Origin of the sequence: Psychrobacter proteolyticus, assembly GCF_039762275.1 — a bacterium.
GTDB classification, from domain to species: domain Bacteria; phylum Pseudomonadota; class Gammaproteobacteria; order Pseudomonadales; family Moraxellaceae; genus Psychrobacter; species Psychrobacter proteolyticus_C.
The window spans coordinates 199761-224249 of the sequence record NZ_JBDLOB010000002.1 but is presented as its reverse complement, the minus strand read 5'-3'; the positions used below and the strand labels follow the sequence as shown (position 1 = coordinate 224249).

The 24489-nt window shown below is 41.8% G+C and carries 19 protein-coding genes; 13 read left to right on the top strand and 6 right to left on the bottom strand.

Annotated features, from left to right (window positions below; all coding sequences use genetic code 11):
- The first annotated feature begins 1 nt into the window (after window position 1).
- The 11 genes from ABFV72_RS03955 to tfpZ all read left to right on the top strand — a co-directional run bounded on the left by ABFV72_RS03955 (window position 2) and on the right by tfpZ (window position 11561).
- A complete protein-coding gene (locus tag ABFV72_RS03955) occupies window positions 2–838 on the top strand; it encodes a ComF family protein (RefSeq protein ID WP_347162519.1) in 837 nt (278 codons plus the stop codon).
- A 325-nt stretch (window positions 839–1163) separates the two neighbouring features.
- Window positions 1164–1649 (top strand): GspH/FimT family pseudopilin, encoded by a 486-nt coding sequence (locus tag ABFV72_RS03950; RefSeq protein WP_347162518.1) that lies wholly within the window; start codon window positions 1164–1166, stop codon window positions 1647–1649.
- Window positions 1649–2332: a type IV pilus modification protein PilV gene (pilV, locus tag ABFV72_RS03945; protein ID WP_347162517.1), complete on the top strand. Its 684-nt coding sequence runs from the start codon at window positions 1649–1651 to the stop codon at window positions 2330–2332. The genes ABFV72_RS03950 and pilV overlap by 1 nt, the downstream gene beginning before the upstream one ends.
- Entirely contained in the window at window positions 2332–3324 is a 993-nt protein-coding gene (locus ABFV72_RS03940; protein WP_347162516.1) for a PilW family protein, read from the top strand. The genes pilV and ABFV72_RS03940 overlap by 1 nt, the downstream gene beginning before the upstream one ends.
- Before the next feature lie 12 nt (window positions 3325–3336).
- Entirely contained in the window at window positions 3337–4188 is an 852-nt protein-coding gene (locus tag ABFV72_RS03935) for a PilX N-terminal domain-containing pilus assembly protein (RefSeq protein ID WP_347162515.1), read from the top strand.
- A 47-nt stretch (window positions 4189–4235) separates the two neighbouring features.
- Window positions 4236–8291 (top strand): pilus assembly protein PilY, encoded by a 4056-nt coding sequence (locus ABFV72_RS03930; RefSeq protein ID WP_347162514.1) that lies wholly within the window; start codon window positions 4236–4238, stop codon window positions 8289–8291.
- A 5-nt stretch (window positions 8292–8296) separates the two neighbouring features.
- Window positions 8297–8890 carry a type IV pilin protein gene (locus ABFV72_RS03925; protein WP_347162513.1) on the top strand — a complete coding sequence of 198 codons (594 nt, stop codon included), beginning with the start codon at window positions 8297–8299 and terminating at the stop codon, window positions 8888–8890.
- A gap of 37 nt (window positions 8891–8927) precedes the next feature.
- Window positions 8928–9362 carry a type IV pilin protein gene (locus tag ABFV72_RS03920; RefSeq protein WP_347162512.1) on the top strand — a complete coding sequence of 145 codons (435 nt, stop codon included), beginning with the start codon at window positions 8928–8930 and terminating at the stop codon, window positions 9360–9362.
- A gap of 367 nt (window positions 9363–9729) precedes the next feature.
- Window positions 9730–10185, top strand: a complete 456-nt coding sequence (locus ABFV72_RS03915) for a pilin (protein ID WP_347162511.1) — start codon at window positions 9730–9732, stop codon at window positions 10183–10185.
- Window positions 10186–10315: 130 nt separating this feature from the next.
- Entirely contained in the window at window positions 10316–10729 is a 414-nt protein-coding gene (locus tag ABFV72_RS03910; RefSeq protein WP_431192077.1) for a pilin, read from the top strand.
- A gap of 88 nt (window positions 10730–10817) precedes the next feature.
- On the top strand, window positions 10818–11561 hold the full coding sequence (tfpZ, locus tag ABFV72_RS03905; RefSeq protein WP_347162509.1) for a TfpX/TfpZ family type IV pilin accessory protein: 744 nt from the start codon (window positions 10818–10820) through the stop codon (window positions 11559–11561).
- Between the two features lie 101 nt (window positions 11562–11662).
- Here tfpZ and fdxA read toward each other — a convergent pair whose 3' ends face one another.
- Both fdxA and mutS read right to left on the bottom strand, forming a co-directional pair.
- The gene (fdxA, locus tag ABFV72_RS03900) at window positions 11663–11986 is read right to left on the bottom strand and encodes a ferredoxin FdxA (RefSeq protein ID WP_101205516.1); all 324 of its coding nucleotides are present in this window, start codon (window positions 11984–11986) and stop codon (window positions 11663–11665) included.
- Between the two features lie 206 nt (window positions 11987–12192).
- Window positions 12193–15315 (bottom strand): DNA mismatch repair protein MutS, encoded by a 3123-nt coding sequence (gene mutS, locus ABFV72_RS03895; protein WP_347162508.1) that lies wholly within the window; start codon window positions 15313–15315, stop codon window positions 12193–12195.
- Window positions 15316–15770: 455 nt separating this feature from the next.
- Between mutS and secA the strand changes: the two genes are divergently transcribed.
- Both secA and ABFV72_RS03885 read left to right on the top strand, forming a co-directional pair.
- Window positions 15771–18572 (top strand): preprotein translocase subunit SecA, encoded by a 2802-nt coding sequence (gene secA / locus ABFV72_RS03890; RefSeq protein ID WP_347162507.1) that lies wholly within the window; start codon window positions 15771–15773, stop codon window positions 18570–18572.
- Window positions 18573–18813: 241 nt separating this feature from the next.
- Entirely contained in the window at window positions 18814–19347 is a 534-nt protein-coding gene (locus ABFV72_RS03885) for a hypothetical protein (RefSeq protein ID WP_165598351.1), read from the top strand.
- 124 nt (window positions 19348–19471) lie between these two features.
- Here ABFV72_RS03885 and ABFV72_RS03880 read toward each other — a convergent pair whose 3' ends face one another.
- From ABFV72_RS03880 to ABFV72_RS03865, 4 genes are all read right to left on the bottom strand, one after another.
- Entirely contained in the window at window positions 19472–20038 is a 567-nt protein-coding gene (locus tag ABFV72_RS03880; RefSeq protein ID WP_347162506.1) for a YsnF/AvaK domain-containing protein, read from the bottom strand.
- Window positions 20039–20285: 247 nt separating this feature from the next.
- Window positions 20286–21134, bottom strand: a complete 849-nt coding sequence (locus ABFV72_RS03875) for a PRC and DUF2382 domain-containing protein (RefSeq protein ID WP_347162505.1) — start codon at window positions 21132–21134, stop codon at window positions 20286–20288.
- 398 nt (window positions 21135–21532) lie between these two features.
- On the bottom strand, window positions 21533–22714 hold the full coding sequence (locus ABFV72_RS03870) for a thiolase family protein (RefSeq protein WP_201568353.1): 1182 nt from the start codon (window positions 22712–22714) through the stop codon (window positions 21533–21535).
- Between the two features lie 109 nt (window positions 22715–22823).
- Complete coding sequence (locus ABFV72_RS03865) at window positions 22824–24164, bottom strand: homoserine dehydrogenase (RefSeq protein WP_347162504.1); 1341 nt, start codon at window positions 24162–24164, stop codon at window positions 22824–22826.
- Between the last annotated feature and the right edge of the window lie 325 nt (window positions 24165–24489).

The window sequence follows — 24489 nt, the reverse complement described above, 5'->3', positions numbered from 1 at the left end:
TATGCGCCGTTTAGCGCCTTATCAAACTGGACTGTGGTTGGCAGAGTATATGGATATGCGCTGCCAACTATGCCGTATTTATCGTAGTACACCACAATCTCAACTATTGCGCCATCAAGCACCATCCAGTCTATATGATGTAACGGATACGCCGCCTACACGGATAACCTTAAAGAAACACTCTTCTCTTACTAACATCGTTCATCAAGTAAACAGCCATTTGAGCAGTGGTTTACTTTGTGCTCACTGTCACAATGATATTACTTGGTTGCCAAGACCTTTTAAAGTGGATATCGTTCCTAGTATATCTCTATCTATTCAAGCCTCTACTTACTACGAGTATCCAATACGTCAAGCTATCCGAGCATTTAAGCATCAAGAGGATATGACGAAATTGCCGTTACTGTTACATGCTATACGTCAATTACCGCGTCCACACGGTTGTCATCGCAATAATAGCGTGATTGTTGCTATGCCAACGACAAGTCAACGATTGGTCAAACGTGGGTTCGATCCTGTCAGTATTCTATCTGCCCAATTATCTAAACATTGGCAAATTCCTTTATGGCAAAGCGTTAAGCGTATTGACGATACAGTTAGTCAGCAAGGACTGACTCGTGCTGAACGTCTTAGTAACTTAGATAACGCCTTTGCTCTAATCGAAAGCCCTCCTACAAAACGCTTACTACTATTTGATGACGTATCTACTACAGGTGCAAGCTTACAAGCACTAGCGCGAGCGTTCATTCCACCTACAGCAGTAAAATCAGCAACGGATAGCAGCAATAATAGTTATCAAATTTCTGCTTACGTATTAGCCCATGGCAGCAAATCCTAAACCCAATTTATCTTTATCAGTAATATCTAATTATTGCTAATATATTCCCTTAACGCTATATTGTTATAGATATGTATATTAATTTTTTGCTATGAGCTAAATGTCTAAGCAGTCTTTTAGTGAACTAATACATTAGTCAAGGACACCGGAAAGTACCTATAGACATTCTTAGATGATGTTCACTAAATATCGTGGAATGAAAATTGCATGTTATTAAATAAATATATGTAGAAAATCATGTTAGTAAGGCAACAATATAAGATACTCATAATCAATATGCCATAAGTGAAAGACAGATAATCGCAGTTTTAAATAGGAACACGATGTGAATGCATCTTTGAACACTCCACTACCTAAGCTGAAGAACGCAAGCTCAGGTTTTACCTTAATTGAATTAATGGTAACCATTGCTGTCTTAGCTATTATTACAAGTATTGCGGCGCCGAATATTAGTACCCAACTTGCAAACCAGCGCGTGAAGTCGACAACAGCTACTTTAGTTAATGCACTGAAAGAAGCCAAAGCTGAAAGTATTATTCGTCGTCAAAACATTACTTTAAGCTATGATAATGATAGTAATCCTAAAGTCATTACCATTTCAGGCTCAGAAACAGATCCTATTGCTAACTATAGCTATAATGATGAAAGTGAAATTGTATCAGCACCAGAAACTATAACCTTTGAACCTAGCAAACGAGTCACTGCTATAGTCACTTACACTGTCTGTGATAGCAATACTTCAGTGCAACCAAGAGTAGTTTCAGTGAGTAGAGTTGCTAATATTACGGACCAAGTAGGAGGTAGCTGTTAATGAATGGTTTAAGCTTCCAACGAGGTGTGGGTCTAGTAGAGGTATTAGTGGCTGTGTTGCTATTATCAGTTGCTATACTGGGTTTTAGCGCATTGCAAGTACGTGCTATTAGCGCTACTGATGAGAGTCTTGTGCGTACCAAATCATTGACTTTAGTTCGTAATCTAGCAGAGGTGATGCGCGCTTATCCGGATGCCTATGTTACTGGTAGTGGTACGTCATTTACGACAGTTACACCAACAACCGCTAATGCAACTCCTTTGGTTCAGGCTGTTGCAAGTATTCCCTCATTGTCTAGTAGTGCGACTGGCTACTATAGTGTAACTATTGATGGAACATTAATCAGTATCAATGGTGCTGATAACTGCCTTTATACAGACACTAAAACTGCTAATAGTAAAGTTACGCTAGTGAAATCCTGCAACACCAATCAGCTTGCTGCCCGCGATACGCTGTTGGTTAAACAAATAGCACGAGAGGAGGATATGCAGCTCGCTATTGTCAGGTGTCCTGCAGATGTAGGTCAGGCGACTATCCAGCAGCAAATGTGTGTGATCACTGCGTGGAATGACACCAAGCCATTATTAACTGATGATAATACAGGCACAAATGCTAATGCATGTGCTAATAGTAACGGTGTTTATAAGAACGGTAGTCAGTGCTTGATCTCGGAGACTTACTGATGAGTGATACTAATTTGAAGGCTCTAAAGGCAACAAGTATTATTGGCCATAGTAAAGACAGTCAGTATGCTAATAGGATGGCAGGATTTACCTTAATTGAGCTAATGATATCGTTAGTCTTAGGTTTGCTTATATCAGCAGCCGTGATTCAGATATATGTTATCAATACCCGTACGGTCACGATCCAGCAAAGCGCTTCAGAAGTACAGGATAGTAGTATATTTGCTTTGCAAGCATTAGAAGAGCATATACGTCTTGCAAACCTAGGTAATCCTATTACGAGTATTAGTAGTACGAGTAACCATGGTGGAGTCGTGTTAACACCTACGAACTTGGGCACCGCTAATACCACACTTACTACGCTGCTTACCAATGATTCAGGCTCTGCAGGATTTACTAGCGTATCAAACATGGCCAATGTAGCAAGTGACCAGTTGACCATACAGTATAAAAACATTACTCCTAGTCCGCTATATGATTGTCAGGGTGCTGAAATTGCTGCTGGGAGCTCCGATTGGGTGGTTGAACGCTATTTTGTACGTTTAGCAACAGGTACGACCGCGAGCGCAGGAGTACAGAATTTAGCATTGGCTTGCGCCGCTGGCCGCGTTAGTGAGAATGGTACAGTAATAGATGCTTTTTCGGGTAATGGTGAAGTTGTCGTACCAGCAGTTGATCAGTTTAAAGTGCTATTAGGCAGTCAAATAGGTATTAACCAGTTAGCTTATTTAGCACCTAGTACCTACCTGAAGCTAACCGATAAACCTTCAATTACGACGATTAAAATAGGTACTATCATCCGTAGTACGACACCGCTAATATCGAGCACCGATCAAGAAAGTTTCACAGTACTAGGTACTTCTCAGAACCTAAAAGCCGATACAGCACGCAGAAAATTTTATCGCCGTAGTTACGAATCTACTGTACTACTACGTAATGCTCGGCTGATGACTGTGACAGCGACGTCACCCAAACTTGCAGCCACACCATAATTGGAGGGTGATATGTTCGATCATCAAAGATATTCATACCCTAAGATGCAATCATCAGCCACTCAGCAAGGTGCAGTATTAATAGTGGTATTGTTGTTCTTGGTACTGATTATATTGGGCGGCGTTATTGCAGTCAAAAACAGTACCACTGATTTACGCTTAGCAACCAGTGATCAGGTCAATACTTTGCTTATGCAATCAGCCGATAATGCCAATCAAAATATAGAGCAAACCATCAATGGTGATAGTAGCAGTGATATTTATATTGCAATGACCTCTAGTGGTGGTCCTTTTGGTCATTTTATGTCAAAAATAGGTGGTCTTAATGATGAATATATATTCTGTTTTCGTCCACGTGGCCAGTTTTTCAACATTAATCAAGCAACCATTACTGTACCAGGTGGTGGCAATATAGTAGGCAATAGCAATGGTTATTGTGATCCTGCTGAGCCAGATGACTATGTCAGTCAGCGTAACGCTAGCATGACGCAAGTTAACGTCTCTTTAACACCTCCTAGCCCAACTTATGAAGTCTTTAGAAATTATACGATTGGTCAAGATGGAAGCAGTAGTACTAGCCAAGCCTATCTATTTGATATCAATAGTAGTGCAATCTTGCCGGCTTATGCGGGTTCAGAAGATGCCGCTAAAGACTGTCTAACAATGACAAGTAAATATGAAAGCGTTACTGATAAAGAAAAGACCATCGCTGGCTGTATGGCAAAAGCTGGTGTGCCAAGTACCGTTCTTTATGAAATAGCCAACGTTGAGAATGAGTCTCAGCGTACTAAATGTGTTGAGCTTGGCAAAGGAAGTGGTAAGTTGACTACCGAGCTCGCGCTACTGTGTAGCCTGATACCATAAATAAAGATATAGCTTTCTAATTGTAGCGATAGCATAAGGATAAGATCATGAAACATCCACAAGATAAACAGTCTGATAATCGCATTTTGCGTATTACGACTTTGTCAGCAGCGGTATTAGTTGGTCTTACAGCTATCAGTACCTTGGCATATAGTGCTACTAATGGAAAGCAAATCGGTGATTTGGAAATATACGAAGCAGCTGAAGGTGGTAAGACAACCATCATGATGATGTTAGATACATCAGGCAGTATGAGTATAAGTTTAACTAACAATAATACTGACTATGCTTGTGATTTGCCAAGTGGCACGTCTTTCACGAAAGATAAGGAGCAGTCGACCGGTACCATTTCGTATCCAAGATACTATTGTGAGACTGCAGGTGAGAAAAGATATTTTTATCGCTATAAATTTACCAGCAATAAGTGGTATCGTTGCGGCGATAGTGGAAGTAGTTCTGACAAGGACTGCAAAGATGAAATTAATATTCCTGCAATATCATTGTCGGATTATGAAGTAGAATATGACAACGCCAATAATGCTTATCTTTATAAAAATAATCTTGGCAAGACCAAAGTTTATGATCGTCTTACTCGCCTAAAAGATGCGATTTTTAGTTTGATGGACAGCACGCAACTAGACTCTAGTAAAATAGCCATCGGTATTGGCCAGTTTTCTTCACAAAGTAATAGCGGCAACACATATAACGGAGGTGATGGCAGTAGTGGTAAGATAGTCGTCCCTGCTGCATTATTAACTACAGCACAACGCACTACTATCAAAACAGCAGTAGCGGCTCTAAAAGGTGAAAACGGTACACCGACCGCAAATGCTTATGCTGAAGCTGGTGCTTATATGTTAGGGAAAAATACATCTGCTTCAGTTACCCGTCAAAGAGAAAAGTTTATCAGCATTGGAGGAAGCTCATATCTTGTATGTAAAACTTGGAACGAGACTGAAAACATATCGAGATGTAGTAGTTACGAAGGGTCAGTGTCTCTCTCGTCAAATGGTTATACGGTTCAAAAGTGTGGATTATATACCAATAATAATTGTCTAGTACAAAATGTAACTCAAAGTGCTGCAGATTGGGGGTTTAGTGGTTTTGCTAAGTCTACAACAACTTCTAAATCCAACCCCAGCACCAATTATGCTAGCCCGCTAGCCTCCTCATCAACAGCGACTTGTGATGGACAAGGTATATATTTCCTTACAGATGGCCAACCAAATAGCTCTCCTGCACCCTTACCTTTAATGAAATCTGCCTTAGGTAATAATTCCTTTAGCGTGCCTTCATCTAATTTCTTACCAAATGGTAGTAGTGGAGCAACTAGTGGTATGCCAGCAGTAGGTGCATTCGCTAAAGCTTTACGTGATCCGACAAAAAATCCATCAGGTGTCAATATTTTGACAGCTGTGGTTGGTTTTGGATCGGTATTCGATGTTGATAAAGTCGCAGATGCGGCGAAACCTGAAGCAAATAGAGTGATTCGCAATCTTTCTTATACCGATCGTTTGGGTAATCAGACAACCCGTGAATACTATAACTGTGAAAATATTGGAGACGAAGATGCAAAGAATGCTTGTAACTGGGGAGCAAAGTCACATCCTGATTTAACAACAAAAGTCGGCGGTTATGGTGAAGGTGGTTTTTATTCGGCCCAATCTACAGATGATATTGTCAAAAGTATTACTACTTTTGTAGATGATTTAGACCAGACATTGCCTTCTGCACCTTCAGGCACTATTACTGTGCCAGAAGATCCTTATCAAGCCTCAAGTCAGTTGGCTTATGCCTATCTACCGATGCTCGCTCCTAACGTAAGCTCAAATGATAGTATATGGAAAGGTAACCTAAAAAAATATAATCTGGATCAAGGTACATTGTTCGGGAACAATAATAAACGCTTGTATACTAATGTCGCGGGTGACTTGAGTAAAACAACCCAAGATGTCTGGCAAGCAACGGACTACTTGAATAGTAAGGGTGAGACTGCCAACAATGATATCAGTGCAGGCGGCGTCTATGCACAGTTACGCACACCGAAATCAGATCGTAGTAGCGTACGGAAAATATATGTTGAAGACTATGAATCAGCTACGAACAAAAAGCCTGTTTTACGTGAATTGAGCGTCAGTAGTGCTGGTAAACCAATAGGATTCAACCTATTGGTTGATACTGCGACGTATACGCAACAGAACCAGCGCCGTTTACTTAACTTTTTAGGTTTTGAAAAAGCCATAAAAAAGGATGGTCAAGAGTTAGATTTGGTGACCAGTAGTGAGCTGGTTTTGGCCGACGTTGTTACCAGTGAGCTCACTTTGGTTCAACCAACAAAAGACATCAAAGTATTAGGCGGTGTCGTCCACTCAAAACCAACAGCAGTCTCTTATGGAGCTGCCTTAGATAGTAATGGTCGTATCATCGACCCTCGTGAAGATTATGTATTATTTGGCACTATGGATGGAGCTCTCCACTTAGTAGATAGCAAAGATGGCAAAGAGACTGTTGCGGTTATACCAAGATCTATGCTCATCAATCAGCCAAGCGCGTTAGTTAGTAACTCGACTAGAAATGAAATTGGTCAACCCTATTTTGGTGTTGATGCACCATGGCTTGTGACCACAGATTACAAATATGATATAGATGCCAAAAAAGTCAAAGTAGATGAGTCCACTGGTAATGGTATGTTTGCTTATGGTGGTCTGCGTATGGGTGGCGAAGCTTTATACGGGGTAAATATAACCAACCGGACTGCTCCAAAAATTGAGTTTACGATCACTCCAGATGGATTAAACTATACCCCATCTAATGACTTCAAACGTTTGGGACAAATCTGGAGTAAGCCCACAGCAGCTAAAATTCGTTTAAAGTCGAGTGATGCTGAGCCGACAGATGTGCTCATCTTTGGTGGTGGTTATGATATGGGTTACGAAAGTGAAACCTACCTCCCTACTACGCTGACTCCTGCGAAGGGCAACGCTATCTATATGATTAATGCCAAAACTGGTGAGCTAATATGGTCAACGAGTGGAGCAACTGGTGTTGGACTAAGTGCAGCTCTCAATGTCATAAAGCCTGAGATGATTCATAGTATCGTGGGTGAGATTACCGTGCTTGATAGAGACAACGACGGCTTGACCGATCATATTTATGCTGCTGACTTGGGTGGACAGGTTTTTCGCGTGGATTTTCAAAATGCCCGTACTTCACAATATGGATTCACAGCAGTTAATAACTTTAGTGCTAAGACTGCCGTCCGCGTTCTAAATACTAAGCCTAATATAATAACTGGGAGCCTTACTGGGAATTTTGCTTATCGTTTTTATGAGCGTCCAATTATTAGCTTTTATCGTAGAGAAGGTGGACCTGATAACGGTAAGCTCTTTGGACTCATTAACGTAGTTTCAGGTAATCGCAGTGCTCCTCTATCCAAATTACGAGATAGTAATACTTATGCCAATCGTGTCTACGGTATCATCGATAGTGATTTGACTCGCAGTGACCTTTATACGACGTCTACGTTAAACGCACAAGATATTACCGAAAGTGATCTAGTAAATTTATCAGCCACTCTTGGAAACGCGCCAAACGAAGCCGCCAAAAATAGTGCCAAGGCAGGTATGATTGCAGGTACTAAAAAAGGTTGGTATTACCCCTTGACCCGTTTTGATGGTCAAGCCAATGTAAAATACAATAAAGGCTTAGGCGATAGTGCTGTAATTAATAGTCTGCTGTTCACTACTGTTTATAATCCTGATAAACAGTATGGTAGTGTCAATAGTTGTACAGCCAAAATCCGAGGAGGCTCTGAGCGTCAATTGTATTGCTTACCTTATGGTGTTTGTATGGATACCACTTCTATAACAGGCACAGGTGGTTTCATACCAGCTGGTCAAGGTATTCAAGAGCTTACATTAGGTGCTTTCAACAAGGATAATACCAACTTAAAAGTATTGATTGGTACAACCACACTAGAAGAACGTATCAAAGCGGATAATAGAGTTGACTATCTTGGAGGCGGTGATGGTAGCGCCTCAGAGTATATATTTAATGAACGTTATACTATTCAGCCTAGAGTCTGGTATGAGCGTGCTCAGTGATGGACATGACTAGTAAAATTGTGCCAACAATGATGAGTACGGCACAGCGAGTGAAAACCATTCGTACATATAAAAAAAGCGCGCATGGCTTTACTCTCATTGAGCTTATGATTATTGTCTCCATTGTCGCTATATTGGCGGCCATCGCTATCCCAAGCTATCGGCGCTATATGGTTACTAATGCTGAACGTGAAACCCAAGCAAAAATGCTTCAGCTTCAGATACAGCTAGAACGCTGGCGTGCAAGATCTTTTAGCTATCAAGGGTTTGTACCTGAAGTAGTCAATAGCAATGATAATAGTGTGTCCTATAGTTATGACGAAGCAGACAATAAAACTATCTATGTTCCTGATGGTAGTGATACCAATACGCATCGTTACGCCATAACCCTCGTAGATGGTACCAATACAGGTAGTTCACTTGTCGCGACAGGTATTGTCACTGGACGCACATGGAAAATGCTCGCAACCCCTAATCCTACAGGTATCACTAGTAAAGCTCACTACATGGTATTAACCAGTACAGGTTTGAGTTGCCAGAATATCACGTCTATTGATATCTCAAGTGTTGACTGCGGTACAGGCCAAGAGAAATGGTAATGACAAACGGTAGCAGTGACAAAAAAGGCTAAAAGATATGAAAGTACGACAGCAAACAGGCTTTACGCTTATTGAATTGATGATTGTTATCGCTGTTATTGGCGTGCTTGCTGCTATTGCCTATCCCAGTTATCAACAATATGTTATCAAGACGAAACGTGCTGATATGATGAGTGAGATGCACAATATTGCCTCTGAGATTCAGAATCGTAAGCTGGCGCAAGGGCGTTATGCAGGTATGGTCGTGACAGATTTAACAGTCAATTATCCTAGGCAGGGCACTGCGCTATATACTGTTGCGATAACTCCTAATAACCCGTTGACCAGTCAATGGACTATCACGGCAGAACCAATGCCAGGGTCGCAAATGGTCAATGATGGTAGTCTGAGTCTTAATTATCAAGGAGTAAAGTGTCGTATCATTAATAGTACTACAAGGAATTGTGGCACGGGTGACAATTGGAACAACTGATATTTACCGTGAATGATGAGTTAACTGACAAAAAGTGTCAGCTATGATTGTACTAAATAACCTTAAGTTACATAAACTGACAATTTTTAGTAAGTTGGTATTAATATTTACACAGATAGTTATCAAATACCAAAAGTATAAGTACCTATACAGTATAAGTATCAATAGAAAATATAGCATTTATAGCTATAATTAGATTAGAGATAATAAGTTGGCACGCTACCTGCAACAATAATAGTACGAAGGTTAGATGAATAAATTAAGTAACTACTCATACTAACAACCCCATATCTATAATGGATAGCAGATAGTGATACCGAATAGCGTATCAACCGACTTGTTATCACCTTACTCTAAAGGACGTACTATGAACGCTACTACCCAAAAAGGTTTTACCTTAATCGAACTAATGATCGTTATCGCTATTATCGGTATCTTGGCTGCGATCGCACTACCTGCTTATCAAGATTATACAGCTCGTGCACAGGCATCTGAAGGCTTTAAAGCAACTTCTGGCTTACAAAGTGATATTGGTATATTTGTAGCAGATCAAAACCGTTATCCCCAAGCAGCAGATGTTGATGGCGAAGATCTATTAGAAGGTAAGTACTTCGCAGCAGGTGGTGTTGAAATTACGGGTGGTGATGCTGCAGCTATCGTAGAACCAACTACCCCAAGTGTTATCCAAGTTACATTTGATGCTGGAGCTAACAATGGTGAAACTCTAACGTTAACGCCTACTGCTACTGCTACTGGCCAAATTAGTGAGTGGACATGTGCAGGTACAATTGATGGTAGCCGTTTACCTGCAAGTTGCCAATAATACTTAACATGATTTGCTAGTCTTCTCAGTATGTAAAAAGCCTTAGCAATTGCTAAGGCTTTTTTTTAAATATTTTAAATATGGAAGACATATCGTGAAAATACAGAAAGGCTTTACTCTAATTGAGTTAATGATTGTTGTTGCCATTACCGGTATCTTAGCAGCTATTGCTTTACCCAACTATATAAGCTATATAGGACGTACTCAAGTAGTTGAAGGCTTTACTGTTTCAGCGGGGCTGCGTAGCGAAATCGGTGTATATCTATGGGAAAACAAACGATTTCCTGATGCCAACGAAGCATCCGTAACTGGTAATATTGGCAAGCAAACAAATGAATTAGATGGTAAATATATTGCTACTAACGGTATCTCTGTGACACCAGATATAGGTGTCATCACTATCAATTTCGACGCTGGCAATATTGCTGGAAAAACACTCGTATTGACGCCTCAGATGAATAGTCTCAATAATCAGCAGATAGTCAAATGGTCATGCAGCGGTACAGTAGATACAAATAAATTACCATTAGGCTGTCAGGATTAGCCGTTAATCGTTACCTGTAATGTAAGCTTTTAATTTTACATCAGTAAATGAAAGTACCCTTTATAAACGCTTATAAATCAGTATAAATATGTTAAATTCCTCACTTAGATTTCGGCTTAAAGCATTTGCTTATCACTTGGGTGCCTCTGTCTTAATTGCCCTTATAAGCTTATATGTTGTATTTATGGTATGGCATCCTGCACCATTAGCTAAGGTAGTGGGAGTTACTCATATCTTCATCATGATGTTAGGTATTGATGTTGTTTTGGGACCACTACTAACTTTCATTATTGCAAAAAAAGACAAAAAATCATTAAAGTTTGATTTAGCCGTTATTGTTGTATTGCAGCTTATGGCATTTATATATGGTATATATAATATCGCTATTAGTAGGCCCGTATATATCGCTTTTGACACCATTCGTTTTGAAGTAGTACAAGCCAATAATATTCCTGTAGAAAGCCTAGAGCAAGCATCTGCACCTTACAATACATTAGGGTGGGGACAGCCAAAATTTGTAGCAGTTAAACCTATAGAAAGTATTGAACAAAAAAATGATAGGTTATTCGTAGAGCTAGAAACAGGTGTCGCGCCAAGTATGCAGCCCAATCTATATGAGCCGATAGATAACCAGTGGTCAGTTCTAAGCGAGCAAGCAAAACCACTGGCTCAACTCAAGCAGAATAACAAAGCGAGCGAAGTTGAAAATATAGTCGCTAACTATGCAGAAGCAGATAGTTGGTTACCACTAAAAGGTTATAATTTAGATGCAGTAGTACTGCTTAATAAAAATAAAAAGCGTATTGTAGAAGTAGTTGATTTGCGTCCTTAGTAGAAAACGAAAATGAACCAATAAAAAACCACCTAACAGCATATCGCCATTAGGTGGTTTTTTTTATTGGCTCAATATATTGAGTTGTCTTAGCGTATCGCTTATCTTTCTAAATACTGAATCTTACCTTCTACGCCATCCCATTTTTCAGCTTCTGGCATTTGACCTTTCATCTCAGTAATGTTCGGCCATTTTTGTGCCAGCTCTTCATTTAGCTGAGTGAACATCTCTTGGTCTTTCGGTACTTCATCTTCTGAGAAGATCGCATTGGCGGGACACTCAGGCTCGCATAGTGCGCAGTCGATGCACTCATCAGGATCGATGACTAGGAAATTTGGGCCTTCATAAAAGCAGTCCACAGGACAGACTTCTACACAGTCGGTGTATTTGCAAAGAATGCAGTTATCTGTAACGACAAAGGTCATAGTGAGGTCTACCTGTTATTGGATTGGCTGATATAGTCAATCTCTTTTAAGAGAATTATTGTGTCAGCCTTGCCTGAAGTATTATTTATACCTCTGCGCTCAGCTGCATTGTAATTCTTTTAAATTAAATCAACTATAAGGGCTACATAGAATAGTTGGAAAATAAAGCGTATTTTAGCGCCTTTACTATGCTTTGACAATTCCCTTTAATGACTAATGATTTTCTTTAAATGATAAAGTAAATCATGTGCTTGCTTGGGCGTTAAGCTATCAGGGTCAATCATGTTCAGCTCATCTTGTATGCTAAATAGCTGATTTTGTTTTGGATTGTCCGTTATGTCTGTCGCTTGAGCAGTATGAGTTATTTCTTGATCTAGAGTAGCATTATTATAACTTTCTTGCCGTTTATCCTTTACTGACTTAGCTAATTCATTTTTATCATCAACAGTTTTTGCTTTATCTACGGTTAAATGGTCTAACTGTAAGTTGTCTGCTAGATAGCGCTTAGCATCATTTAGCACTTGGGTAGGAATACCAGCCATTTTTGCGACATGCAGCCCAAAGCTAGAATTCGCTGCACCATCTTTAATTTGGTGCAATAGCAATAATTGACCGTCGACTTCACTGGCTGCTACATGGACATTACGGATATCAGCATGATGCTTGCCAATATCATTCGTTAACTGGGTCAGCTCAAAATAGTGAGTGGCAAATAATGTCAGGCAGCCAATCTCGACTAGGCGATTGACACAGGCATGAGCAATGGCAAGACCATCAGTGGTGGCGGTACCGCGTCCGACCTCATCCATTAAGACCAGTGATTTGTTTGTTGCTTGATTTAATATATTGGCCGTCTCTATCATCTCTACCATAAAGGTAGATTTGCCACCAGCCAAATCATCCGCTGAGCCGATACGGGTAAATATCCGATCTATGTCACCAATATGTGCATGCTCGGCTGGCACAAAACTCCCGCAATGAGCAAGCAAAACAATCAGCGCCGTTTGACGCATATAGGTAGACTTACCACCCATATTAGGGCCAGTAATTAAGAGTAATCTTTCAGGATGTCCTTCATCAGCATTGGCGCTACCCAGCACGCAGTCGTTCGCGACAAAATGGTTTGTACTTGATGCAGCACCGTTCCGATTGTTCGCGTTCGCTTGATTTAACGCCGCTTCGACCACGACATGACGACCTTTGCGGATATCAATATGGGTCTGATTTTTGGCTATAGATTTATTTTGGTTTTCTGAAGCTCCTCCCATAATTGGGCGTTGCCAATGATAAATTGTCGCAAGCTGCGCCCAATTACTCAGGACATCTATTTGGGCAATAGCTGCACTCAGCTGTTGTAACTCAGCCAAGTTCTCGTTTAGTTGGTTTAGCAGCGCTTGGTAAAGCTGCTTTTCGCGAGCCAATGCCAGAGACTGGGCGCTCAGATACTCTGTTTCCACTTCCTTTAGCTCATCAGTAATAAAACGCTCACTACTCTTGAGCGTTTGCCGACGAATAAAGTGAGCAGGGGCATTTTTCGCCTGCATCTTGGGCAGTTCAAAGTAAAAGCCACTGACTTTATTAAAGCCTACTTTTAGACTCGGTAGTTGGTTATCTTGACGCGCTCGCTCTACCATTTCGTCCAATGTCATTTGAATGTTGTCATGGAGATGAGTGAGGCGGTCGAACTCGTCATCATAGCCCGCTGCCAACATACCACCATCACGGATATGTGCAGGTGGCTCAATGACAATAGCGCGCTCAATTAATTCGGCAACAGATTGAACAGCAGGTAGTTGATCTGGCAATTGCTGCATCAGCATCGGTAACAGGCCAACGTCTTCATGGCTAATACCGGATTCTGTCAATAGAGTAGTCAGCTGGGCGCTACTAGCGATACCATCGGCAAGCTTGCGTAAGTCACGAGGTTTGGCACTCATTAGCCCGATTCGACTGCTGATTCGTTCAATATCGCCAATGGTATTCAGCGTTTCTCGTAAACGTGTAACCAGTAAGCTATCTTTGACATCTTGGTTTGATTCAATTGAGTCACTCTTTGGGTTTAGCAAACAAGTTATCGCATCTAGACGCATATTGATACGTGAATGCTGACGCAATGGACGCTTCATTTGCTGCACGAGTAAACGCTTGCCCATCGGAGTCTGACAGTGATTCAGCACAGATATCAAAGAAGTGCCGTTGCTACTAACAGGGGTAAATAGCTCAAGGTTTTGCTGGCTATTGGCATCGATAATTAGGTAGTCATCGCTGTATTCGACGATGAGCTGATTCACTTGTGGCACGTGGCGTTGCTGAGTTTGACGCGCATAGTGGATAAGCGCAGCACAACTGGTTTGCGCAAGTGGAGCCTCGTGAATACCTAATCCATCAAGACGCTGCACTTCGAACTGTTGACAAAGCGTGTCACTGGCATGCTCACGATGAAAGTCATTGGCAGCGACTTCTATAATAGGGCAGTCCAGATTTTGTCGTAACCACAGTAGCCACTCTGTATCATTGCTTCCAATGCTGCCGCCAACGCCACCAATACTATTGCTGAGTGCTTCACTAATGATGCATTCACTGGGCGCAAAACGCGCCAATACAGTAAGCATTTGAGTTTGTAGACCATCTATATCGTTTTTATCTGCTATTAGCGTTTGGGTAGTCAATGTACCTGCAGCCAAGTCCATTTGACTGACTGCGGCCTGTAGTGTCTTGTTACTGTCTTGCGTTTTTAAATGAGTAATATCGATGGCGACGACAGTCGGTGTATGGTTTGGTGCAATGAGTGCATCATCAGTAATAGTACCTGCGGTAAGCGTTTTAACCACTTCGCGGCGCATGATGCTACCAGCAGCAGATTTGCTTTTGTCTTTCTTTTGCTTGTCGCCCATCGCAGGGACATTAGACTTATTATCAGCGCTGCCAGTTGTCGATTCGTCAATTTGTTCGCATACGACTACTGTCTGACCAGCAGCAATCAAGCGTGCCATATAGCTATCTGCTGCATGGAAGGGTACGCCCGCCATGGCTATCGTGTTGCCTGCTTTATCCGTACCACGGCGTGTCAATGTAATGTCTAGTATTTGCGCCGCACGCTTAGCATCGTCAAAGAACAGCTCATAGAAGTCACCCATCCGGTATAAGAGCAATGCTTGTGGATAGTTGGCTTTCATGGTTAGATATTGCACCATCATCGGCGTATGGTCTGCTAGGTTATAGACGGTATTGCCTATACTTAAGCAGTCAGAGTTCTCTTGTTTTGATAAGGGTTTTTCTGATGGATTAGGATTTGACGACTGATTTTGTCCAGATGGCTTTACGGTCATGCAGAGTCTCTTATAGTGCTTTGATGAATGGTAATGAGTATTTTGTGATAGAGATACTAAAGGGTCATTTGTCTTATGTATAAGTTTGATAGATAGCTTTGGCTTTATCAATATGCCAGTTACTTATAGATAAATGGCTTAACGACAAATTTTGAGCCAAGACGCAGTGGTAGCAAGCGTATAAAAATCGAACTATGACAAACAAACAAAGTCGCTGAAAAAGCTAAGAAATTTAAGAAGGTATTCGCTATTTTAACACGTCCTACTAGGTTTTTACTGTGGCAAATATCTACTCGCTGCCCTTGTATCCATCAGCGTCATAACCATATATAATGACGGCACACTTAATTGGGCGATACTAAATTAGGTAGTACTTAGTCGGGTGATGACAAGGCAGAGAGCTAAGCTTTGGCTAATGCGCACTAATTATCGAATATTCCATAGGTCAAAAAATTATGTTATCAAAGATTATAGGCAGTGTGGTTGGCACTAAAAATGACCGCGAATTAAAACGCATGCGTAAAGTGGTCAGCAAGATCAACGCACGAGAGGCTGAAATACAAACCCTGTCTGATGAGCAACTACAACAAAAAACCGAAGAATTTAAAGCCAGACATCAAAAAGGCGAAAGCTTAGATGCATTATTGCCAGAGGCGTTTGCTGTCTGCCGCGAAGCATCATTACGTGTCAACGGCATGCGTCACTATGACGTGCAGCTGATCGGTGGTATCACCTTGCACGAAGGCAAAATCGCTGAGATGAAAACTGGTGAAGGTAAAACCCTAATGGGAACCTTGGCCATGTACCTAAATGCGATCAGCGGCAAAGGGGTTCATCTGGTCACGGTTAACGATTATTTGGCTGCACGTGATGCTGAGCTAAACCGTCCGTTGTTCGGATTTTTGGGTATGACTGTTGGTGTGATTTACTCACAGCAGCCGCCACAAGAAAAAATCGAAGCTTATCAAGCTGACATTACCTATGGTACCAATAACGAATACGGTTTTGATTATCTGCGCGATAACATGGTCTTTAGTCTTGCTGAGAAAAAACAGCGCCCGCTAAACTTTTGTATCATCGATGAAATTGATTCGATCTTGATTGATGAGGCTCGTACGCCGCTTATCATTTCGGGTCAAGCTGAAGATTCATCACGCATGTATGCGTTGATTAATACGATTATTCCTGTGTTGATTCGTTCAAAAGATGAAGAAGCAAACAAGAACAACGAAGAAGAAGACTTCTGGATTGATGAAAAAAATCGCCAGATCGAGATTAGCGAAAAAGGCTATGAAAAAATCGAGCGCTTCTTAATCGAAGTGGGCGAGCTGGGTGAAAATGAAAGTTTATATAGCCCAAGTCGCTTGCCGTTATTGGCTCACGTTCAAGCAGCCATTCGTGCGCATCACGTATTTGTCAAAAACGTTCACTATATCGTCGATGAAGGCGAAGTGGTCATCGTTGATGAAAATACAGGCCGTACCATGCCTGGTCGTCGCTGGTCAGAAGGCTTGCACCAAGCAGTAGAAGCGAAAGAAAACGTTGAAATTCAGGCAGAAAACCAAACGCTTGCCACCACGACATTCCAGAACTACTTCCGTCTATATGACAAATTGTCTGGTATGACAGGTACTGCTGATACCGAAGCGGCAGAATTCAAATCTACTTACGATCTAGATGTCATCGTGATTCCAACGCATGAGCCGATTGCTCGTATCGATATGGATGACCAGATTTTCTTAACCAAGTTAGGCAAATACAAAGGCATCATTCGCGAAATTAAAGAAATTCAAGCCAAGGGCGCGCCAGTACTGGTTGGTACAGCGACGATCGAGGCCAGTGAAGAATTGTCTTACTTGCTCGACCAAGAAGGCGTTAAGCATAACGTCTTAAACGCCAAGCAGCATGAGCGTGAAGCAGAAATTATTGCACAGGCAGGTAGCCCAAAATCAGTCACAATCGCCACCAACATGGCGGGCCGTGGTACGGATATTATCCTTGGTGGTAACTGGCAGTCGTTTATCGAAGATATCGATGCGGTGAGTCCAGAGGAGATGCAGCGTCTAAAGTCTCAATGGCAAGTCAAACATGACCAAGTTGTAGCAGCTGGTGGTTTACATATCATCGGCTCTGAGCGCCATGAGTCACGCCGTATCGATAACCAGTTACGTGGTCGTGCTGGTCGTCAAGGTGACCCTGGTATGTCACGCTTTTTCTTATCGCTCGAAGATGATCTGATGCGTATCTTCGCAGGCGATCGCGTGGTCAATATGATGCGTGCGATGGGCCTCAAAGAAGATGAAGCCATTGAACATAAAATGGTCTCTAAATCGATCGAAAACGCGCAAGGTAAAGTTGAGAGTCGCGATTTTGATGCGCGTAAGAATCTACTGAAATACGATGATGTTGCTAACGAGCAGCGTAAAGTTATTTACGGTCAGCGTGATGATTTATTAGCAGAAATGGACTTATTAGAAGCCATCGAAGTGATGCATCATGAAGTGTATAACGCGATGATCAATCAGTTTATTCCACCTGGATCTATTGATGATCAGTGGAATATTGACGGCTTAGAAGATGAGTTAGAAGACGAGTTCAAAATTTCAATGCCGATTAACGATTGGTTGGATGAGGATCGTCGTCTGGATGAAGAAGGGCTGCGTGAGAAAATCGTTCAAACGGCGATAGATCGTTATCATAGTCGCCGTGAGCAGATGGGTGAAAAAGACGCCGCTCAGCTTGAGCGTCATTTCATGCTACAGAGTCTAGATAAGCATTGGAAAGAGCATTTAACGCAGATGGATCAGCTACGTAAAGGTATTCATTTGCGTGGTTATGCACAGAAAAACCCTGAGCAAGAATACAAGCGTGAGTCGTTTGAATTGTTCCAAATGATGCTTGGTGCGATTAAGTCTGAGACCGTACAAGACTTGTCTCGTGTTCATATCCCAACCAAGGAAGAACTGGAAGCATTAGAAATTCAGCAACGTGAGAACGCTGCCCATATGCAAATGCAGTTTGAGCATGACGATGTAGATAACTTGGATAGCAATGCGAGTGGTTCAGCTGCTCAGCCGCAACCACAAAGCCGCACTCTAAACAGCGGTGCTGCGGCAGGTGGCGTTGGTGCTGCTATCGCAGGTAACGGTAGTAATGCTAATGAACCAAACCCATATGCAGGTATGAATATCAGTCGTAATGCAGCGTGTCCTTGTGGATCAGGTCTTAAGTACAAGCAGTGTCATGGTAAAATCTAATCGTTAGTTATGGCAAATTATTAGCTATATACTGAAATGCTATTAAAGCAAGCTCTTACCTAAAAAAGCCCTTATCTTAAGTAGATAGGGGCTTTTTTATATCTGTTAGATAACTTATGCAAACTTAAAACTTGCTAGACTAAGTCCAACAAACACTTTGTATTGATTACTTACAAATTCAGCATAGGCGTGAATTTATGGACACGCTATAGTGTTTAACATATTTATTTGGGAGAGTGTCATGAGTGTAGAGTTCTTAAAAAAAGTACGCAGCTCAGTAGTTTTAACAAGCTTGTTGGCTGGCGCCTTGACGGTCAGTGCTTGTCAGCAACAGGCAGAGCCAGAGTCGGGAATGGAAGAGGGGGCTAATACAGAAGAGTCTGTTCCAATGTCAGCGGAGCCTGCTGAACCTAGTGATGTCGTTGTCGATACCGAAGATGCTTCACTTAATGAAGTAGAAGGTGATACCACTGCTTCAGTAAACAGCGGTGTGATGCAAATGTCATATCTATGTACACCTGAACTAAAAGTTGAGGCAACTTATAAAGAAGATGCCAATCAAGTTGTTGTCGCAACAGATATGGGTACAGTAACGTTAAACCAAACCAATGAAGGTAGTAATCCTGAAGTGTTTGAAGTAGCGACCGCAATTGATGGTGGTCAAGGATTCACACAATGGCGCGTAGGGCACGAAGCTCGTAAAACTGGTGTTATGCGTACCGCTGGTGCAGATGAGTCAAATGTGAATACATTCGAGTGTAATGAAGCCTCGTAGTTAGTCTTCAATACTTAGTAAGTGATAGGCATCAAAAAAGCAACGCTAAGATAGCGTTGCTTTTTCATGTTGTGAAATAATCTTTATCAACCATACAATTTCATAGTAACTAAACTATCAGCGCTTATTTTAGCGGAGTTGTATCAGAACCATGAGCCAACAGACCCTCTTCAGTCACATCTAACTCTTCATGCTTGAGCTCTACTTGAATGCTGTCAGTATGTACATGAGTGCTCTTATTGATTTCGATGTCTTGAATAGCGTAGGTATCTTTGGTAATGGTAGCCACTTGGCGAGATAGCACAATATCAACCGGTTCATCACCAATCTCTATTTGTTTACCATTAATGGTCACTACAGCTTTGCTATCCAAAGAAGGCTCGACGTGGCGCAATATGTCTTTTTCATCGTAATTACCAGAGAGTAAATCTTGGCTCTCTGCGTCATGGTACTCAGTACGAATGGTGATATATTCTTCTACTAACTCAATTGGCACTTCGACAGTCTTAGTACGTGAATGCTTGGTGACGGTTACTTTACCCACATCCAAGCGTTCTTTGTTAATCACAGGACGTTCTTCTAATAGCTCTAAATGTCCAACATTGACAGTATTGTTCGTCTGCTTCGTCGAGATATTTTGTTCCTTATCCAAGTTATCTTGGTAAAGGCTGTTTCCATTTTCAGTAGTCATTATTATTCCTTTATAATTATAAAATGATGAATTTCTAATAATTTCAAACGTAATATGTTAACCGACCACATATATTAACTAGCTACATTGAATACTATAAACCATTCACTCATGTTATGAATACAAAAAAGACCAGAGACATGCTCTGATCTTAATGGCTAAACGTATGAGATTAGCTATTTACTATCATCATATTTAACTGACGATACAGGAAACTTACGTCGTTAAACTATGACGTATTAGCATATTACATGCCACGAGCACGGCGTACATCTTCTGCTGTAATACCATCACGGTCTACTAAGTTACCTTCACGGTCAACCACATTGCCATCGCCATCAACATCTAGCTCTTCGCGTTGAATGGTCTCAATTAGGGTTTCGGTGTGATGATCGGTCGTCTTGCCAACGTTTACTTCTTCAGAAACATAGGTTTCTTTGCTGACACGAGCACGTTCGGCCTGTAGTTCAACTTCAACCGTTTCAGTAGCATCGAGGTCGCCAATGCGGCGGTCTGTTGGACGATCTACGCTAGTACGTTGGATATTGGCATGCTCTTCTTCTAATTCTACATCGACATTACGTTCTTCAGTAACAACATGCTTACCTACTTTTACTAGACCAGCAACGATACGGTCTTTATTTACCGTCAGACGCTCTTCTAATAGCTCTAGCGTATTTGGTGCATCATAAGAATGGTCTGCAATATCGACGCGATCTTCTACAGGGAGTGTATCGGCGGTAAACGCTTGACGATCTCTTTCATACTGCTCTTTATAGCTGTACTGGTAATCGTGATCATATACTTCCATGGCTTCTACTTGTGTTTTGGTCAAGCTATCAAAGAAGACATCATCACCAACGATACGGGCTAAACCTGCTGGTACCAATACTTCTTTTGAACTAAACCAGCCACCTGCGTCTACAATTAAGTAACGAATACGACCAGTGGTATCTTCTACTAGGGCACCTTCAATCTTACCAATTTTTTCTTCATTGATACCGTAAGCAGTTTTGTGCGTTGGATCATAATAGTCATCACCAATTAAATCTTGATGAGTGGCTTGAATATCTTTTAAACGGATTAGTTGACTCATTGTTATATTCCTTTTTTGCGAGTTTATTTTTTATAATGTAATGGTTGATGTTGTTATTAATTTTTAGTAAAACCATATTTATTACAGTTGACGGTAAGCCAAATGAATAGTTTCCCTATCAACTTGTAGCTATCCTAACACCGTGATTTTTGATGAGATATATGAGCAAGGTAGCAAAGTGTGCGCTTGCAGTAATTGCGTGTAATAGGCTGTAAGTGGCATAACATAGGAGGGGGTAGAAATTAACGAGACTTTACACAGAGTAATATTCAACATTCATCGAAAGAAAGCAGACACAAAAAAACCGCATTACCATTAGCAATGCGGTTTCTCAATAAACAGTAACTATCTAGCTATTATTCAATTAACTTACTCTAAGTCAGCTAAATCTACTTTATTTAAGCAAGTTCAATAGCTACGGCTACCGCTTCACCACCACCAATACATAGCGTTGCGACGCCTTTTTTGCCGCCAGTACGTTTTAGAGAATTGATAAGCGTAATTAGAATACGAGCACCTGAACAGCCTACTGGATGACCAAGAGCACATGCACCGCCTTCGATATTTACTTTGGCATGGTCAAGTTTTAACTCGTCCATCGCAGCCATAGTAACCATCGCAAAGGCTTCATTGATTTCCCATAGATCTACATCATCTACTGACCAACCAGCACTTGATAGTACTTTTTCGATGGCACCGATTGGTGCAATGGTGAATTCGCTTGGGTGACGTGAGTTTGACGCAGTAGCAACGATACGAGCTTGGTAGTCAAGGCCTTCAGCTTTCGCTTGAGACTCTTTCATCACGACGACTGCTGCAGCACCGTCTGAGATTGAGCTAGCGTTTGCAGCAGTAATCGTACCGTCTTTAGCAAATGCTGGACGCAAAGTAGGAATACGATCAGCGTTAGCAAGGGCAGGTTGCTCATCGGTATCAACAGTTTGCTCGCCTTTGCGCGTTGCAAACGTAACAGGCTCGATCTCATCTTTAAAATGGTTGTCTTTGATAGCAGTTAGCGCACGGTTCAATGATTCAATAGCAAACTCATCCATTTGCTCGCGTGTATAGCCTTTTTCATCGGCCATTTCTTGAGCAAACATACCCATTAGCTTACCAGTATCAGCATCTTCTAGGCCATCTAAGAACATATGGTCTTTGACTTCTTTGTGACCCATACGATAGCCGCCACGAGAACCTGGCATGATATATGGTGCATTGGTCATTGACTCCATGCCACCTGCAACAGCGACGTTGAAGCTGCCTGCCTTGATACCATCATGCGCTTGCATGACTGCTTTTAGGCCTGAACCACAAAGTTTATTGATTGTGACAGCACCAGTCGCATCCGGTAGACCTGCTTTACGCATGGCTTGACGGGCAGGGCCTTGACCTAGACCTGCCGTCAAGATACAACCCATAATGACTTCATCAACACTGTCAGCGCTAACACCTGAGCGTTCGACGGCAGCTTTGATAGCGGCAGCGCCCAGCTCGGTAGCACTCATGTCTTTTAGTGCGCCTTGAAAGCCACCCATTGGTGTACGTGCGCCGTTTAAGATTACAATTGCATCATTTGACATCGTTATTATTCCTTGTTGTGTGTTTTGATTAAGTATCTACCAAGAAATCAGATGCCGATTGGCTAGCTTTTGCTTATATTATAAGCATCTGTCTTCTTCAGTATTTGGTTTATGCTAGCTCATCTAATCGTATGCGTACTACTTTATCAGTAATGGTCTCTAACTTTTCAATTTTTTCGATAGCAAGATTCATCTGACTCTCGACCACAGGTAGCGTCAGAATAATCACCGGAACTTGACCTACTTTATGCGCAGGCTTTTGCAAGATTGCATCGATATTGATACCAGCATCACTTAGGATGCGCGTGATATCTGCCAGTACGCCTGGGCTATCATAAGCATGCACACGCAAATAGTATCCAGTTACCATCTGATCAGCACGCAATATAGGCGTGTCTGATAGCTGCTCAGGGATAAATGCTAAATGCGGGACATGATGTCCAGTGTTGCTCTGATCGTCGCGGTCTTTACTACCCAGTACACGAACCAAATCCATGACATCGGCCATCACTGCAGAAGCAGTTGCACCAGCACCAGCGCCATCGCCGCAATAGAGCGTTTGCCCAAGTGGATGTGAGTTGACCAATACTGCGTTTTTCACACCATTGACGTTAGCCAATAGCGCATCTTGTGGAATAAGTGTCGGGTGTACACGCAATTCAACCCCTGCGTCACCATCGTTTTCGCTATCACGGCGTACTGCAAACCCTAAATGCTTGATACGGTAGCCAAGCTCTTCGGCATAGTTCACGTCTTGCAAGGTAATACCAGTAATACCTTCACAGTAAACTTTATCAAACTGTAGCGGGATACCAAAAGCGATAGAGGCGAGTAGCGCCAATTTATGAGCAGCATCAATACCTTCAACATCAAAAGTAGGATCTGCTTCTGCGTAACCTAACTCTTGCGCTTCGCTCAATACGTCAGCAAAAGGACGACCTTTATCGCGCATTTCGGTCATGATAAAGTTGCCAGTACCGTTTATGATACCCGCGAGCCAGTCGATTTTGTTGGCAGCCAGTGCTTCACGCATTACCTTGATAATTGGAATACCGCCTGCAACCGCTGCTTCATAAGCAACGTGTACATTGTTTTCTTCAGCGAAAGCAAAAATCTCATTACCGTGCTCAGCGAGTAGAGCCTTGTTTGCCGTAACCACATGCTTGCCGTTTTTGATGGCCTGCATAATGACGTCTTTAGCTAAGGTGGTACCACCAATCACTTCGATAACAATATCGACGTTGTCGCTTGCGGCAATTGCCATCAGATCGCTGTTTTGCATGATATTGGTATCAATATCATCACGCTGACGACGTGTACCGACTTCGGTAATAATAATGTCGCGTCCGCTACGGCGTTTTAGCTCATTTAAATTGTCATTGATCAGATTGATCACGCCCGTTCCGACGGTGCCCAGACCAAGTATCGCTAGTTTGATGGAATTACTCACAGTATCCTCAAGAGGTTAAATACAATGAAGTCAGTATAAGCGGCGACGGTGTCAAATGAGTCTGCGACATCAAACAGAATGTCTGTGCGCATTGTCTAGTGCTGCCTGCCTATCTGCTTCATCATAGTTGAATAAAAAAAGCTCAAATAAAAAGGGTGTTGCTCATTTTGCATCGCGCTTTATCGTATCATACCGACAAGGCATTGTGACGTCTATACAATGCCATAAAAGCTCATGTCATAAAAGCCAATGTTCTGAAGGTTAATGTCATAAAGACTAATGTTACAAATACAACGTCATCAAGGTTATATCAGCTTACGATTAT